The sequence below is a fragment of the Acutalibacter muris genome (assembly GCF_002201475.1).
Lineage (GTDB): Bacteria > Bacillota > Clostridia > Oscillospirales > Acutalibacteraceae > Acutalibacter > Acutalibacter muris.
This window is the reverse complement of record NZ_CP021422.1, coordinates 1,356,711-1,373,029: the sequence shown is the minus strand read 5'-3', so window position 1 is coordinate 1,373,029 and position 16,319 is coordinate 1,356,711. Positions and strand designations below refer to the sequence as shown.

Below are 16,319 nucleotides of genomic sequence, written 5' to 3'. Positions count from 1 at the left end.
ACAGTGGCTGTTAAAAGTATCCTTACATCCCAGACAGATTTTACAGGTGAATTTCCTTATATTGAGGGTATGAGTGGCTTGTGGCGTTTCAACGAATCTGCGCCAGATGCCGATAACAAGCTGTTGGATTCCTCCGGTAACGACAGGAAAATGCTGATTGTCAACTGGAGTGGCACTACGGCCAGTCTCAAAAGCAGCCAAAAAGGTCGCCAGTTCCGTATGAACATCAATAATCCCACATCCGATAAAACTCACCTGCGGGTGACCAACGATGGTAGCATCTTTGCAAATCTTGGAGAGCGCATCGTCGTGGGTGGCTGGATGAACCCGACGACCTACTCCGTCGGTAACACCTTCTGTCCGATTTTTAATACTCGATATGGTCCCGGTCAGCCAATCTTCTATTTGTCTCTGTATTCCGGCAAACCGAGAATTATGCTTTATAATTCTTCCGGCTCTCTAATCCTTGACCAGACAACTACACCATCGTTCAAACTGGTCAACGGCGGCTGGTACTTCATCGCCGGTGTGATTGAACCGAACAACAAGCAGTTCACTTATGTTGTTGGTGACCGTGACAGCAGCGAAGTATGGAAATCTGATGTATTGACCTTTACCGGTGAACTCAATCGCAGTTGTGTTGCTGACCTTATCATGGGTATGCATGCCGGTTCCTACTACTATGCCGGTGGTTTTGATGACTGGTTCTTGGATTGTGATTCTGATATGACCGCAGATGACCTTGTGGACTATTTCCGTGGTTCCCTCTGTGCCAACGGCGGTGATTTCACAGGAACCGTAGACGCACTTACAGAACCGGGTGCTGCTACGCTTCTGGCCACAGATGGTGTCTACCCGGAAAGCGGACAACTGACTACCATTCCCGCCATCTGCGCTCTTGCTGGCAGCGGCAGAGTTTCTGTTACCAGCGAATACACTGCCGGTGTCAATGCGGTGTCCCTTGTGGAAACCTCCACCTCTGCGGATATGGTGGATTGGTCCACTTGGCAGTCCATAGGCTCCAGCGGCGAACTGCAATCACCCAATCAGAAATATATCCGCTACCGTATTACTTTGACTACCACTGATACCAGCAAAACGCCAAGGGTGACGGACATCCAGCTCCACGATATTCCCAAGGCTCCTTACGACAGGCTTGGCTTTGCAAGACCGGTTCTGTTGGATGAAAATAATGCATGGGAGGCCGTGTTGGAGAATGCTTTTGATATTATCGTTACCAGCGAGGTCAACGGCGCTGATACGCTGGAATTCAAACTCCCATTTCAGGATGCCAAGCGCAGCTATCTGGATAACGAAAAGCAGGTACAGATTGTAAATGATGTATATCGCATCCGTACTGTAACCGATGATAAGACAACCGATGGCCGAGTGGTCACTACTGTCTATGCGGAAGCGGCCTTTTATGATCTGGCCTTTTCCGAAGTAAAAGAAACCGTCAGCTTCAATGCTGATACTGCGGAAGCACCGATGACTCATGTGCTCTCCGGCACTGATTGGGCCGTTGGTACCGTCAATGTCACCAGCAAGCGTACGTGGGAATGCAGTGAGAAAAATGCGCTGGTGATTCTGCGTCAGACACAGGTTATCCACGGTGGTGACCTGATTTTCGACTGCGCCAACCGACTGGTGCATCTTCTAACTTTCAGCGGTAATGACAACGGTGTGCTGTTCTGCTATCGAAAGAACATGAAATCCATCCAGCGCGTGGTGGACACCCGAAGCCTCGTCACAAGGCTTTATGCTTACGGTAAGGACGGTATGACCTTCGCCCCCATCAATGGTGGCAAGGAGTATGTGCAGGATACCACCTACACGAGCGAAATCCGCATCTCCACACTGGACTGCTCCAACTTCACCAATCCTTATCAGATGTTGGAGTACACCGAAAACAAGCTGGCCGAATATGCCTATCCTCGTATCTCATATGTACTTTCCGCAATGGACCTGTCTGTGCTGACGGGCTATGAGCATGAATCATGGGCGCTGGGCGATATCGTTACTGTTGATGATAAAGACCTCAACCTGTCAGTCAAGACCCGTGTTGTCCGCAGGCAATATAACCTGCAGGAGCCTTGGAACACGGTGCTGGAACTTTCCACAACGCTTCGTGAGCTTGGTGATTCTTCTGCACAATGGGATAAGGCCGCTGATGTGCTGGCCTCCACCGATGTTATCGACAGGCAGGAAGTAAAAGACCTCGTTCCGTTCAATCATCTGCGCAATTCCAGAGCCGACAGCGGCTTCTCCTATTGGGTGAACTCCGGTTTTGAAGTGGATGCAGAAAACGGCGTGTCCGGCACTGCTTCCTTTAAGGCCGAAGGCGAATCCGGCATGACCAAAAGCCTGATGCAGACGGTCTATCCGGCAAACCGCAGTAGCTACACCTTTTCTGCACAGATTGCCTCTGAAAATCTGGAAAAAGGCACTGCCGGTCAGGTCGGTATCGAGGTGGTCTTTGAATATGAGGACGGTACCACAGAAACGAGGTTGGCAGGCAGTCCTCAAAAAGCTGCTGGAGCACGGCTTGGATGTTACTTTGGCCCGGCCGGAAGAATCCGGCAAGAGGTATGAAGTCATACTGTCACGCACAGCGGCAGAGTATATTCCCATCGGCTTGGAGGTGGAGGCCGATGGGCGGCGCGCTAAAATTGAATCCGTTGATTTTGACAAAAACATTGTGCGGCTAAAACTTTTGGACACAAATTACTCCCATCTATTAGAGCCGGTCGCCTATGTCCGGGAACTGGTTGAGGAAGCCAATGACCGTAATATAGAGCGAGATATGGCCGCAATGCTTACTGAGTTCACTGTAGAAAACGGACCTGAGCCTGTACAGCCCCAGCCAGAGCAGGCCCCTACGGTTCGCGAACTGTATGACCACTACAAATCCGTCCTCCTGCCAAAGCTGATGGAGGATGAAGCGTACCGTAATGCCTGCCAAAACTCGGACCGTCAAAATGCTGTAGACGAGGGGCGTAACGCGGTAGAACGCGCCGCAAAAGACCTGGGCATTACCCAAGGGGATATGCAGTTTTATCAGCTTTATTTTGGCGATACGGCGTTCCACAACAGGCTAAAAGATGAACTGGTGGAGGAAAGCTATCTCCTTATGTCGGAAAAAGTTTTGCCCGCTCAAGAAGGGGCGCGGTATGCTCCAAAGGACGTTCCCTACATTTTCTGCGAGTGGAGCGAAAGCGATGTATTCCAGGACAAAACGGCGTATTCGCTGGCTGAATTTGACCGGCTCATGAAAGAGAGGGACAGCGCCTACATTGAGAAGCGGGAGGAGGGTGTCGAAAAGTACGGCTCGTGGCAGGAGATGTACGATTCGGATGACCCGGAATATGTACCATACTTGGGCTATGAGAAGGTAAAATTTACTCTTGTCATGCCGGATGGCCGTACCTTTTCAGAGCGCCAGGATATTGGCGATGGGGATGGCGGCGTGGTGGATTTTCTTGGCAAGTACGACGAATATCAAGATATTCTTCCTCAGCTTCAGGAAACCTTGGGGCAGTACCGCGACCCACTTGCCCCCGCATACAAGGTGGGAGATACGGTTTATCTGGACAACACGGCGTTTACCATTACTAATGTTGGTCTGTTCGACGTTCAACTCCGGGACCCCACGCTTACCTATTCGGTTCTCCGCTCCGAAAAAAATCTAACTTTGAAAAGCTGCTTCGCCGGGATGAAAGAAATCTGCCCATTACGGACTACTTCCCAATTACGGAAATCGGCCCTGCCGATAACGGCGACGACCTTCGGGATGTTCTCACCAGCAAGGGTGGACTGTTGGATGTGCAGGCAAAAAATGAGGTTGCAGGCTGGCTGCAAGATGGCCTCGGTAACACGGAAAGCGCCCGCCACCTGGGTGAAAAATATGAAAGCACCATTGAAACCATGACGCTGGAAACCGGGGAGCAGGTGGATTACAGCATATTCGCTGACAGATTGACGCTGGACATTCAGGACAATTCCCGCGCTGTGATGATGTATGATTTGCGGACGGCTGCCGGTGTACTCCGTGCTATGTATCAGCAGGAATTGGGCGGTTTCCGTCATGACCTGCCTTTGCAGGAACCGCCTACCGCAGAGGTTTCTCCTGTGGCGGTTCAACCGGAAATGGATGCTCCACAGAATACCGCTCCTGCCAGCCCCAACATTTCTACAAAAACAGTTGCTGTTTACCCTGCCGAGAAAAACAATCTCCCCTTTGATGTAGTTATAGAAACACTGAATATTGAGAAGCCCGAAAACTTCCACATTACCGACGATAATTTAAGCGCTGGCGGTGCAAAAGCCAAGTACCAGATGAACATGGCGGCACTCAAAACCTTGCACAATATTGAGGCTGAAAGCCGCACAGCCACGCCGGAGGAACAGGCTATTCTCTCCAAATACGTGGGCTGGGGCGCTCTTGCAGATGCCTTTGACGAGAGCAAGCCCTCCTGGGCCGCTGAGTACAAGGAACTTTTGGAAACCCTCACTCCCGAGGAATATGAATCGGCGCGGGCTTCCACTTTGAATTCGCATTATACCTCCCCCACCGTTATCAAGGCCATCTATCAGGCGCTGGAAAACATGGGCTTTCACGGCAGCAACATATTGGAGCCCTCAATGGGCGTCGGTAATTTCTTCGGTCTGCTGCCGGAAAGTATGGCGAGTTCCAAGCTCTTTGACATGGAGTTGGACGGCCTCACCGGGCGCATCGCACAACAATTATATCACAACGCCCACATTGAAATCAAGGGCTATGAGAGCACCAACTTCCAGAACAATTCCTTCGATATTGCCATTGGCAATGTGCCTTTCGGCCAATACAAAGTATTCGACCCAGCTTACAACAAGCTGGTTTTTTCCATTCATAATTATTTCTTCGCCAAAACCATCGACAAGGTGCGGCCAGGCGGGATCATTGCTTTCGTGACCTCCCGGTACACCATGGATTCAAAAGCTACCCAGGCCAGAGAGCACATGGCTCAGAGAGCCGAACTGCTGGGGGCCATCCGTCTGCCCAACAATGCTTTCCTCGCCAATGCCGGGACCGGGGTGGTGACGGACATCCTATTCCTGCAAAAGCGGGAGCGGCCCATCGTGGACCTGCCGGATTGGGTCTATACTGAAAAGAACAAAAACGGCTTTACCATCAACAGCTACTTTGTGGACCACCCTGACATGATCTTAGGCGAGCAGTCCTCTGAAAGTACACAGTATGGGGGCCAGGATTTTACTGTGAACCCTCTCCCCGGCGCGGACTTAGGGGGACTGCTCAATGAGGCTATCATGCACATTGACGGTCAGTACCTGGAGGCTGAGACCGTGGTGATGGAGGACGAAAAGAAGCGGGAGACTATCCCCGCCGACCCGGATGTTAAGAACTTTACCTATACTATTATAAAAGGGGACGTGTACTATCGCCAGGATTCTGTCATGGTGAAAATGGAGCTGGGCGCGACCGCTAAGGCCCGCACCATGGCCCTTATCGACCTTAGAAATTGCACCCAGCAGCTTATCAACGAGCAGTTGGACGGTTATGCACCGGATGAAAGTATACGGCATACCCAAGAGGAATTGAACCGGCTCTACGATAATTTTACTGCAAAATTTGGCCTTATCAACGACAAGATGAACGAGCGGGCCTTCTCTCAGGATTCATCCTACTATCTGCTGTGCGCTCTGGAAATTCTGGACGATGAGGGAAAATTCGTCCGCAAATCGGATATGTTCACAAAGCGCACCATCTACCCCCACCAGGAGATCACCCATGTGGACACTGCGACCGAGGCCCTTGCCGTGTCCCTGGGCGAACGTGCGCGGGTGGATATTCCGTTCATGGCGGAACTTACCAGCAAGACAGAAGATGAAGTTATCGGCGACTTGCAGGGGCAAATCTACCGCGTCCCTCTGAAAGAACCGTCTGTGTACCAGACCACCGACGAGTATCTCTCCGGCAATGTCCGTGAAAAGCTGAAGGTTGCAGAGGCGGCGGCAACCACTGAGCCCACTTACAATATCAATGTCAACGCTCTTGCTGCTGTGCAGCCCAAAGACCTGGACGCTTCCGAAATCGCCGTCCGGCTGGGCACGGACTGGATCGACCAGGAATACATCGAGCAGTTCATGTACGAAACCCTCAATACTCCCGCCTATGCCCGTGGTTTTGTTCATGTGCAGTATTCACCGCAGATCAACGTGTGGAACATCAGCAGTAAGGGGTGTATCAGGGAAAATGACGTGCCGGCATTTACCACTTATGGCACAAAACGAGCCAGTGCCTATAAGCTGCTGGAAGATGCGCTGAATCTGCAAAACACGCAGATTTACGATACTATCCAGGATGTTGATGGCAACGATAAGCGTGTCCTAAACGCAAAGGAAACTACTCTGGCACAACAGAAACAATCCATGATAAAACTTGCATTTCAGGACTGGATATGGCGCGACCCTGACCGCCGTCAGAAGCTGGTGCGCAAATATAACGATGAGATGAACTGCATCCGGCCCCGGCAGTACGATGGGAGCCATCTTGTTTTGGCAGGCATGAACCCGGAAATTCAACTTGAGGAACACCAGAAAAATGCTATTGCACGGGCAGTATACGGCGGTAATACCCTGTTTGCACACTGTGTGGGAGCAGGGAAAACCTTTGAAATTACCGCCTCTGCTATGGAGATGAAACGGCTGGGGCTTTGCTCCAAGTCCATGATCGTGGTGCCGAACCACCTGACCCAGCAGTGGGCCAGCGAGTTTTTGCGGCTCTATCCCAATGCCAATATCCTTGTTACCACCAAGCGTGACTTTGAAAAAGATCGGCGCAAAAAATTCTGCTCCCGCATTGCCACCGGAGACTACGATGCAGTTATCATCGGGTACTCGCAGTTTGAGAAAATACCGGTCAGCAAGGAGCGGCAGATGGACCTTTTGCACCAGCAGATCACCGATATCATGACAAGTATTTCTCTCGCAAAAGCAGAGGATGGACAGCATTTCACCATAAAAAGTATGGAACGGACAAAGAAAAGTTTAGAGGGGCGGTTGAAAAAATTACAGGCCGATCACCGCAAGGATACCGTGATAAACTTTGAGGAATTAGGCATTGACCGGCTGTTTGTGGACGAGGCGGATAATTTCAAAAATTTGTTTCTCGCAACTAAAATGCGAAATGTGGCTGGTCTTTCCACCAGCGAGGCACAGAAGTCCATGGACCTGTTTAACAAAACCCAATACTTGGATGAAATAACCGAATATAAAGGTGTGATTTTTGCCACAGGAACGCCCATCAGCAACTCCATAACAGAGATGTTTACCATGCAGAGATATCTTCAAAACAACGCCTTAAAAGCTATGGGAATGGGGAGTTTCGACAACTGGGCCAGCCGGTTTGGAGAAACTACAACCACTATGGAATTGGCCCCAGAGGGAACCGGCTACCGGCCCCGAACCCGGTTCGCTAAGTTCTTTAACCCGCCAGAGCTGATGAACATCTTTCATGAAGTGGCCGATATCAAGACGGAGGATATGCTGAACCTGCCCACGCCCGATGTGGAGTTTCACAACATCGTTGCAAAGCCCACTGAGTTTCAGAAAGCCTATGTGCAGGAGCTATCGAAGCGGGCCACTGCCGTGCGTATTGGTGACGTGGAGCCTGCCGAAGACAATCTTCTGAAGATTACAAACGATGGCCGGAAATTAGGGCTTGACCTGCGCTTGATCTCCCCTTTTGCGGAGGACGATCTGGCCTCAAAGCTCAATCTCTGCGTGGAAAACATTATGAAATTCTGGCAGGAGGGTAAGGAAGAAAAGCTCACCCAACTGGTGTTTTCTGACCTTTCCACACCCAAAAAGGACGGTAGCTTCAATGTGTACGATGATATAAAGCAAAAGCTCATGGAGCGCGGCGTCCCGGAAAATGAGGTTGCTTTTTTCCATGACGCTGATACAGAAGCTAAGAAGAAGGAACTGTTTGGAAAAGTGCGCAGCGGCAAGGTTCGGGTGCTGATTGGCAGTACACAAAAACTCGGGGCTGGGAGCAATGTGCAGGACAGACTTATCGCGTTGCACCATTTGGATTGCCCGTGGCGGCCCCGAGATGTAGGACGGATTTTGCGGACATTCAAAATAGAAAAGAATGTGGAGGTAACAGACAATGGCAAAGACGATTTTTGAGGAATTGGGCGGCAAATACGAAAGGCAAGGTGACTATTTAATCCCATGTATAGCTTTACCCGCCGAAGAAAAACAGCCGATAGGCACATGGGGACAGCGGCATCTGGACTATCTGAAGCAGTACCGCAAAGTTACATATACCAATCTTCTCACAAGCGGCAGGCTCAACGCTTATCTTGCCGACATTGACAGGCAGGCGCAGGAACGCTTTGAACGGCTCATAGAGGGCATGAAACAGGCACAGGGCATAACGGAACGCCTAAAGGAAGAAAACGCCTTAGAATGGACGGGACGGCTCAATAACATAAGGGCGTATGCGAGGGAGGTTATAGAGAGGGAAATCATATACATATAAGTGAAACGCATAGCAAGCCAAAATTGGAGGTAAGGTTAAATAATCCTACCCTCTTTATCTTTTGTCTTAAAATTGTTGGGGATAAAGGCGATATAGCAGAGAAAAGTATTACCTACTATTTTTCGGACGGTAATTTTGTGTCAATAAAATTTGTAAACTTTTATCTAGATGGGTTGACAAACATTGGATTTAGCTATAATATAAATTCAATTATATAAACGAGATTATGGGAATTAGAGGTGATAATATGGCAAGGAAAACGCAAATTTCAAAGGAGGTCATTTTGGAGGCAGCATTGAAAATGCTTATTCGTGATGGGTACGCAGCTATCAATATCAAGACATTATCAAAAGAAATTGGTTGTTCTACACAGCCCTTAGTATGGCACTTTGAAAATATGGACGGACTTCGTAAGGCTTTGGCTAGTTATGCTTTGAAATATGCCAATGAAAAAATGCGGTCTCGCACTCAAAACGGGGTGGAAGCCTTTGCGGGTATTGGAATGGCATACATAAATCTTGCATTTGATGAGCCAAATCTTTTCAAATATCTTTATATGAGTGGAGAGTGCGGACTTCAAACAGGTAGATTTGACGTTTTGGTTAACGCTGATGAAAATGCGGCTATTGTTGAACAAGTTGCAGATTATTTGAAAATATCAAAAGAAAATGTCTGCTATTTCTTTCAAAATACAATGATTTATACGCATGGGCTTGCTTCATTTATCGCTTCTGGAATTATAACATCTTCAAAAGAAGAAGTAGCAGCGATGGTGAAGCAAACCGCCAGTGCTTTTTTATCACAGGCAAAAAGATGAACAAGGGAGAAATATATTACCCCCGAACAAGAATATAGGAAATCTGATTATGTTGAAAGAAAGCGGAGACCTTATCAGGAGAATGTTGTAATGTTCGCATGAAGGAAGTAGTTTTATGGCGGATATCGTATATGGTCCGAGGTAAGTCGCCAGAATGGACCGAAAGTTTCAGCGCGTGATTGAGATATTCGTCCGGATTGCTCTCGGGAGCATAGGGCGGCAGAAAGAACAGCTCGATTTTATCCCGATGCTTGTCCAGCCAGGCTGCGGCTTTCTTCCCGTGGTGCACCTTTAAGTTGTCCAAAATCAGGAAAACCTTTTGGTTGGAGGTCCGAATCAACCGGTCCATAAATTGGATCAGGCGCTGCTGGTTCATGGAATCCTCGTACATCATAAAGCGAACGTCCCCCTGCCTGCTCAGGGCGGAAAGCATATTCAGCCTCTCTCTTTTCGTTTCCACCGACAGAACAGGAGGCTGTCCTTTGGGTGCAAACCCGCGCTCACAGTTCGAGCAGTTGTCGATTCCAGTCTCGTCTCCCCAGTAAATCACGGCATTTTCTGCCTTGGCCCGCTGGTCGATGGCCGGATATTCTTCCTCCCGCCACCTTTAGATACGGGAAGGATTCTGTTTCCGGGCACGCTTGACCGGACGCTGGCACGTCAAGCCCCAGCGCCGCATATAATCCGACACACTGCCGTCCGAGATCTTTTTCCGATACCTTTTCCAGACGTATGCACACACTTTCTTCAGCGTCCACAGACTCCCAGGAATGCCGAATTCCTCTGGGCGGCGGGTAACAATCGTTTCCCGTATTTCCGCCTGCTCCTCCGGTGTCAGAAGCAGATGCGTCCCCTTCTGGAATCCGTGTTTCTTCGGTTCCAGCGCTTTGTCTCCCTCTCGCTTATATGCCGTCCATATTTCGCTGGCGCGACTCTGCCGTACTCCGGTTAATTCCTCTATTTCTTTCCCGGTTTTCCCCATCTTTTTGAGGCGTACGACCTGCCGGCGTATCTGCTTGAGTTCTCCACTTTTCAGTTTTCGTAAATCTATGTATTCCATACTCTCTATTTTACCACTTTCTACTGCTTTTTTCTAGGTCGTTTTTCAGGAATAATATGAAAAGAGATAGATTTAATTTTCATCAAATTGAAACCAAAAGAATTTTTGTTTATTTAGCAATCGTTTTTTGTGTGTATTATGGCTTGTGGCTGATTGCGATTCTTTTACCTGATAGTGCGGGTAATGCTATTTATTCTTTTTTGGGCTTTCCCGTTATTTTTATGGGAACTCCAGCTTTATCAGTATTTTTCACAAGGAAAATCACATGCGATAAGTCTGCCATAGCATATAACATCAAAGTGTGGAAAAGCAAAAAAAATGCTTTGGTTGCTATGTTTGTGCCTACTGTTTTAGTTTTTGTGGGAGCTGTTTTATTTTATTTAATATTCCCCAATGATTTAGATTACAGCGGAAATTACATAATCCAAACTTTTGGCAGTTTTGGTGTGCCATCGGAAATTAACTTTACAGTACCTTCCTTGTTAATCATAGGAATGGTAGTTTGTACTATTTCAGCATTTTGTGTTCCGTCTTGGTTTATTGCATTAGGTGAGGATATAGGGTGGCAGGGATATTTATTGCCGCTTCTTTGCAAAAAAATGACTATCAGACAGGCAGTGCTATTAATCGGAGCGTTATGGGGAATAGCTCATGCACCGCTTATATATTCTGGAATGAATTATGGTTTGGATTATGCAGGCGCACCGTACAGCGGTATTGCTATGATGATATTATTCTGCATGACAATTGGTATATATATGTCTTTTGTAACGTTAAAAACTAACAACTGCATGTATGCAGCCATAATTCATGGAGCAGTAAATATTATTGGTGAAACGCCGATTTTTATATCATTGTCTACACAAAGCGTTTTGCTTGGGCCAAACCCATCTGGAGTTATTGGTATGAGTGTGCTATTGATAGGTGCAATTCTACTCTTATTTAAGTTGCCCAATCATAAGATGAATAGTTGAGGTGATTTTATGTGTAAGACAGAATGGATACGCTGTCCTATCTGTGGAAATAAGACAAGACTACAGATAAGGACAGATACGGAACTAAAAAATTTTCCGCTTTACTGTCCGAAGTGTAAGCAGGAAACACTAATTGAAGCAAGGAATTTACAAATAACAGTTATCACAGAGCCAGACGCACAGACGCAGAGCCGATGAATTTGTGAAATAAAATCACAATTCATTGGCTCTATTTTATTCCATAAGGTTTTAAGGCAAACGCCCACCAAATAAAAAAAACGAGGTTCGGTGGGCGATATTGCTATGCCCGAAAAGACTTAACAGACACTCTCCAGACCTGTTTTTAAAGTTTGGAGGGCGTTTTAATGTTCTTTTTTCGGGCAGTAACCTATCTGCTCATGCAACGCAGATTTGATTTATACATAGCATATCGGGGAATGGCAGGAAGCCAGTTAAAAAAATCCCTGTCCATGCAACGCTACTTCTCACCATGAAACCAGAAGTAGAATCTCTGCTTAATAGAATTAGTATCACTTATAACCGTAGAGGTCACAGAGCCTTTGCGGTTTTTCTTTTGTCGTTTTTTATCAGATTATGCCGCAGGGCTGTTTCTGCTGTTGGCTGTCGCTCCCCGCCTCTCTCCATCTGGATTTCAGCATTTCAAAAATTCAGATGGGAGGTACTTACGGTGAAGTATGCACCAAGAAAAGTATATATCAAAGAAAACAATGTCTATGTGGAGTTGTCCTATCGGGATTTCTGCCGCCGCAGGGAATCCGACCAGAGATACATGGACAAGCTGTTTATCCCAGTGCAGGGCTGTCTGCTTGAAGTCGTTCGGGAACAGTATGCAGATTTCTATCGAGATAAAGAACGGTGGCGTTATCTGCAAAAGCTGGACACGAACCACAAGCTGCTGTCATTGGAGGGATTTACGGACAGTGAGGGAAATGTGATTGACTTCGTTGTTGATGAAGTGGTGGACGTTGCGGAAACCGTTGTCCGTGCGGTGATGGTGGACAGGCTGAAAGCCGCCTTGCTTTTGTTGTCGGACAGTGAACAGACGTTGATAAAAGCAATCTTCTTTGAGGAACTTTCCGAGAGGGAAGTCGGGTTACGGTTAGGCGTTACACAGAGCGTTGTGAATAAGCGCAAATCCAAAATCCTTGCGAAGCTGAGAAAGATAATGGAAAACAAAATTTAAGGCGTTCAGCCCCCTTGTTTTTCCTTTGGGAAAATGAGGGGGCTTTTGTCTGCCCTCTCAATCAATTCAGATTGGAGGAAATAAGGATGGCATACAACCTTGGACGGGAGGACAGGAAATGGCGCATCTGGAAAGAAGCCGAGGAAAAGGTTCTGCGTGAGTGCGGCGTTGATGAAGAAACCATTGAGCAAATCCGCACAGACGACAGGGCAGATTTTAATTCCAACAGGCGGTTTTACCGATGGGCGAGCGACTTCGGCGAATACCTTGAGGGCATGGCGGACAGGGAGAAGCAGGCAGAGGTAAAGTCTGTTGCTGATTTACTGGACGAGATTGAGAACGAAAACCTGTACCTTGCCTTAATCACGGTGGACAGGCGCACCTTACAAATCGTCCTGCTGAAAATGCAGGGCTATTCCACAAAGGAGATTGCCCCGCTTGTGCATTTAACGGCAGGGGCTATTTATGCAAGGCTCAACCATCTGCGGAAGAAGCTGCGGAAAATTTTATAAGCGTCTAATACATCCTGCTTTCCTATGGGCTATCGGGTGGGGAGAGAAAAACTCTCTCCTACTTTTTAGCAGGAGGAAAGGAAATGGCATACGGGGCAAAGACTTACACGCTTCGGGAGGAATCCACGGAAAGCGGCAAAAGGTATTTTATCAGCTTTAAGGACGAGCAGGGCGAACACCAAGAACTAGAAGTGTCAGAACAGCTATTCATTGAATTTCGTCAGATGGAGCGCAGGAACAGAAACCTTCAGCAATGGAATCAGCGGCACAGGGAGTTTAACGAGGTGTGGGACGAAACGCTTTACAGACGTGCGTTAAGAGTGCCTAAAACGCTTGATGAAAGAATGATTGAAAAAGAACGGAATGAAGTGTTTTACAAAGCGGTTGCCCGACTGCCAGAGATACAAAGGCGGCGTTTCCTGCTCTATTACGAGTATGATTTCAACTTCTACCAAATCGCAGAGATGGAGCATTGCACCGCTTCCGCTGTCCAGAAGTCCGTTTCGGTTGCAAGGGAGAAAGTCAAGGCGGAAATGAGGAAGTATCTCCAACCGTGACCGCCACCATCCGAAAAAGAAATCCGTTTTGCGTGGGATTGGCGGCATTACATACTCTCACTTCTTTTCGTGGGAGTAAATTTATTTTAAGGAGGTCAACGCCTATGCGTAACAAAACCAAAGACACCGCCCGAAAGGAGGAATCCCATGCAGAAGCTTCAGACAGTGGGCGCAGACACGCTCATCTATGAGCCGCTTGAAAAGCCGTCTTTTGTGGTGGACGGTCTGATACCCACGGGCTTAACCCTGTTCTGCGGCGCACAGAAAATCGGCAAGAGCTGGCTAATGTTAAAGCTCTGCCTATGCGTGTCGCAGGGAATCCCCTTATGGGATATGCCGACACGGGAGGGTGACGTGCTTTACCTCTGCCTTGAGGACACGTTCTGCCGCATTCAAGACAGGCTGTTTCGTTTGACGGATGAAGCGAGCGGGCGGCTTCACTTTGCCGTGGCAAGCGATAAGCTGTCAGACGGTCTTGCCCCCATGAGCTTCCTCCCCGCCCCGGACTACTTCAAAATTGGAAGCCGCTATGTGCGGGTACTGGCTATGACCGAGTACGCAAGTTGGATTCACGATGATACGGTCGAGGAGCTGATAAATCTTGATACGGAGATGATTCTCTCCGTCAACTTCATGCCCGTACACACCGAGGAAGCCGTGAAATACTACACCAAGAAGCTGGATTCCTTGGAAGCAAACTCCATGCGCTTTCAACAGAAGCAGCTCCAGCGGATGCAGGTTGCGTCCCCGGAGCCGTACAACTTCCGTAAGGACCGGGACGCTATCACGGACAGCCTTAACGACATCATACAGAAGGACTTGGGGATGGTGGTGGCGACCGTCACCATAGCGCATATGGCGGATTCCCTGGAACAGTTAGATTCCGACACCGAGCTTATCCGCAACGTCACCAGGGGCAAGAACTGCGAGTTCAATATCTGCACCGAGCAGCAGCTTGACGCTCTCAACACCGCCCTGCCCTATGGCCTGGACCGTATCTCCATGGACAGGAGCCTGACCACCGAGACCCTGGCGGCTTTCGTGCCATTTTCGGCCCAGGAGATTTGTGACCCCACCGGGGTACTGTATGGGCAGAACGCTGTCACAAGGAATCTGGTAGTCGTAGACCGGCTGGCAAAGTCCTCCGGCAACGGCTTTGTGCTGGGAATGACGGGCGGCGGCAAGTCCTTTTTCTGCAAAAATGAGCTGGTTTCTCTCCGGCTGAAATATCCCCCGGACAAGGCCGATTTTCTGCTTCTGGACCCGGAGCAGGAGTACGGAAAGGTCGTTACGGAGCTGGGCGGCGAGGTCTACCATGTGGGGCAGGATAGTATCAACCCCTTTGACCTGGAAATTGACTTGGGCGAGCGGAACCCTCTGGCCTACAAGACCGAGTTTATCACCACCTTCTGTGAGAAGGTCAGCGAGGGGGGTGGGCTGGACGCGCAGACAAAATCTCTCATTGATCGGGCAGTCCGTGCCGTGTATAAGGACTACATCAAGTCCAAGGGCCGGTATCTGCCGCCGCTGCTGGGTGATTTCCGGGCGGCGCTCCAGAAAATGAGCAATCCCCGGGCCGAGGAACTGGCCCTCTCCCTGGAGCGGTTTGTGGACGGCGCGCTCAATACCTTCTCCAAGCCCACCAACATCGACACCGGCAACAGCCTGATTTGTTACTCTCTTAGCGGCCTGCGGGACCAGATGAAACCCATAGGGACGCTCATCACCCTGGACCACCTGCTGGGCCGGGTCATGCGGAACTACAAGGCCGGGAAAATTACTTTCGTCTATGCGGACGAGTTCGCCCTCCTGTTCCAGGACGAGGACACCGGCAAATTCTTCTCCAACCTCTGGCGGCGTATCCGCAAATATAACGGCTACTGCACCGGCGCGACCCAGAACTGTGAGGAAGTGCTGGACAGCGAATCCGGGCGGGCGATGCTCTCCAACACGGATTTTGTGGTCATGCTGAACCAGTCCCCCTCCAACGCCCAGCGGCTTTCCGAGCTTTACAAGATCACCGAGAACCAACGGACCTACTTCACCAACACCCAGCCAGGGCACGGCCTCATGAAGATCGGCGGGGCCATGATTCCCTTTATCAGCACCGTACCTACAGACACCAAGCTGTACCGGATGCTCTCCACCAACCCGAGAGAGGGAAAGTGGAGTTAAAAAGAATTTAGAAAACGAACCTTAATAAGGTTGCAATTTGTGTTAAAGTGTGTTATACTATGGTCAGAACAGAAAGGAGATGGCCGATATGCAAGCAGGAAACACACTGCAATACAAAAAATACACCTGTCTTGTGTCCTATTTCAATATCAAGGACTGTTTGACCGGGCGGGTCCTGGGAATGAGCCAGATTCCTTCCTTTACTTCTAAGACCATAGAGGGAATTAAAGGGGAATTTCATCGGGCGGTAGATGATTATATTGCCGCCTGTGAGAGTGAGGGGAAGAAACCCGCCCAGGCTTTCACCGGGAATTACACCGTTCGAACTTCTCCAGCCATTCACGAGGCGTTGGCGCTGTATGCGGCCCAGCAAGAAGTCAAATTTTCTCAAATCATGCAGCAAGCCATAGGCGAGTTTATAACAAATCATAACATTGAAATACCAAACAGGGAGGAAAACTGACATGAAAAAACT

General features: G+C 48.9%; 12 protein-coding genes and 2 pseudogenes. 12 read left to right on the top strand and 2 right to left on the bottom strand.

Going from position 1 to position 16,319, the window contains the following annotated elements; all coding sequences use genetic code 11:
• Positions 1-3 precede the first annotated feature (3 nt).
• The 5 genes and pseudogenes from ADH66_RS06995 to ADH66_RS06975 all read left to right on the top strand — a co-directional run bounded on the left by ADH66_RS06995 (position 4) and on the right by ADH66_RS06975 (position 9,362).
• Positions 4-2,592 carry a phage tail spike protein gene (locus ADH66_RS06995; RefSeq protein WP_084384189.1) on the top strand — a complete coding sequence of 863 codons (2,589 nt, stop codon included), beginning with the start codon at positions 4-6 and terminating at the stop codon, positions 2,590-2,592.
• On the top strand, positions 2,483-3,928 hold the full coding sequence (locus tag ADH66_RS06990; RefSeq protein WP_157130568.1) for an LPD25 domain-containing protein: 1,446 nt from the start codon (positions 2,483-2,485) through the stop codon (positions 3,926-3,928). The genes ADH66_RS06995 and ADH66_RS06990 overlap by 110 nt, the downstream gene beginning before the upstream one ends.
• Positions 3,832-8,190: pseudogene (locus ADH66_RS06985) on the top strand (SNF2-related protein); the annotation flags it as partial. The gene ADH66_RS06990 and the pseudogene ADH66_RS06985, both read left to right, overlap by 97 nt.
• Positions 8,171-8,545, top strand: coding sequence for a TnpV protein (locus tag ADH66_RS06980; protein ID WP_066534039.1), 375 nt, complete (start codon positions 8,171-8,173; stop codon positions 8,543-8,545). The pseudogene ADH66_RS06985 and the gene ADH66_RS06980, both read left to right, overlap by 20 nt.
• Positions 8,546-8,792: 247 nt before the next feature.
• Positions 8,793-9,362: a TetR/AcrR family transcriptional regulator gene (locus ADH66_RS06975; RefSeq protein ID WP_066534041.1), complete on the top strand. Its 570-nt coding sequence runs from the start codon at positions 8,793-8,795 to the stop codon at positions 9,360-9,362.
• A 16-nt stretch (positions 9,363-9,378) separates the two neighbouring features.
• On the opposite strand, the pseudogene ADH66_RS06970 reads toward ADH66_RS06975, so the two are convergent.
• Together ADH66_RS06970 and ADH66_RS06965 are read right to left on the bottom strand one after the other, a co-directional pair.
• Positions 9,379-9,948, bottom strand: a pseudogene (locus ADH66_RS06970) (IS630 family transposase); the annotation flags it as partial.
• A 21-nt stretch (positions 9,949-9,969) separates the two neighbouring features.
• Positions 9,970-10,422 (bottom strand): winged helix-turn-helix domain-containing protein, encoded by a 453-nt coding sequence (locus ADH66_RS06965; RefSeq protein ID WP_084384191.1) that lies wholly within the window; start codon positions 10,420-10,422, stop codon positions 9,970-9,972.
• 56 nt (positions 10,423-10,478) lie between these two features.
• Between ADH66_RS06965 and ADH66_RS06960 the strand changes: the two genes are divergently transcribed.
• The 7 genes from ADH66_RS06960 (at position 10,479) to ADH66_RS06925 (ending at position 16,307) form a co-directional block, all read left to right on the top strand.
• Positions 10,479-11,396, top strand: coding sequence for a CPBP family intramembrane glutamic endopeptidase (locus ADH66_RS06960; protein ID WP_066534042.1), 918 nt, complete (start codon positions 10,479-10,481; stop codon positions 11,394-11,396).
• Positions 11,397-11,405: 9 nt separating this feature from the next.
• Positions 11,406-11,594: a cysteine-rich KTR domain-containing protein gene (locus tag ADH66_RS06955; RefSeq protein ID WP_084384192.1), complete on the top strand. Its 189-nt coding sequence runs from the start codon at positions 11,406-11,408 to the stop codon at positions 11,592-11,594.
• 490 nt (positions 11,595-12,084) lie between these two features.
• Entirely contained in the window at positions 12,085-12,600 is a 516-nt protein-coding gene (locus tag ADH66_RS06945; protein WP_066534043.1) for a sigma-70 family RNA polymerase sigma factor, read from the top strand.
• Positions 12,601-12,686: 86 nt separating this feature from the next.
• Positions 12,687-13,112, top strand: coding sequence for an RNA polymerase sigma factor (locus ADH66_RS06940; protein WP_066534046.1), 426 nt, complete (start codon positions 12,687-12,689; stop codon positions 13,110-13,112).
• 83 nt (positions 13,113-13,195) lie between these two features.
• A complete protein-coding gene (locus ADH66_RS06935) occupies positions 13,196-13,669 on the top strand; it encodes an RNA polymerase sigma factor (RefSeq protein ID WP_066534049.1) in 474 nt (157 codons plus the stop codon).
• A gap of 147 nt (positions 13,670-13,816) precedes the next feature.
• Complete coding sequence (locus ADH66_RS20520; protein ID WP_066534051.1) at positions 13,817-15,844, top strand: VirB4-like conjugal transfer ATPase, CD1110 family; 2,028 nt, start codon at positions 13,817-13,819, stop codon at positions 15,842-15,844.
• An 88-nt stretch (positions 15,845-15,932) separates the two neighbouring features.
• Positions 15,933-16,307 carry a type II toxin-antitoxin system HicB family antitoxin gene (locus ADH66_RS06925; RefSeq protein ID WP_066534053.1) on the top strand — a complete coding sequence of 125 codons (375 nt, stop codon included), beginning with the start codon at positions 15,933-15,935 and terminating at the stop codon, positions 16,305-16,307.
• Positions 16,308-16,319: the final 12 nt, after the last annotated feature.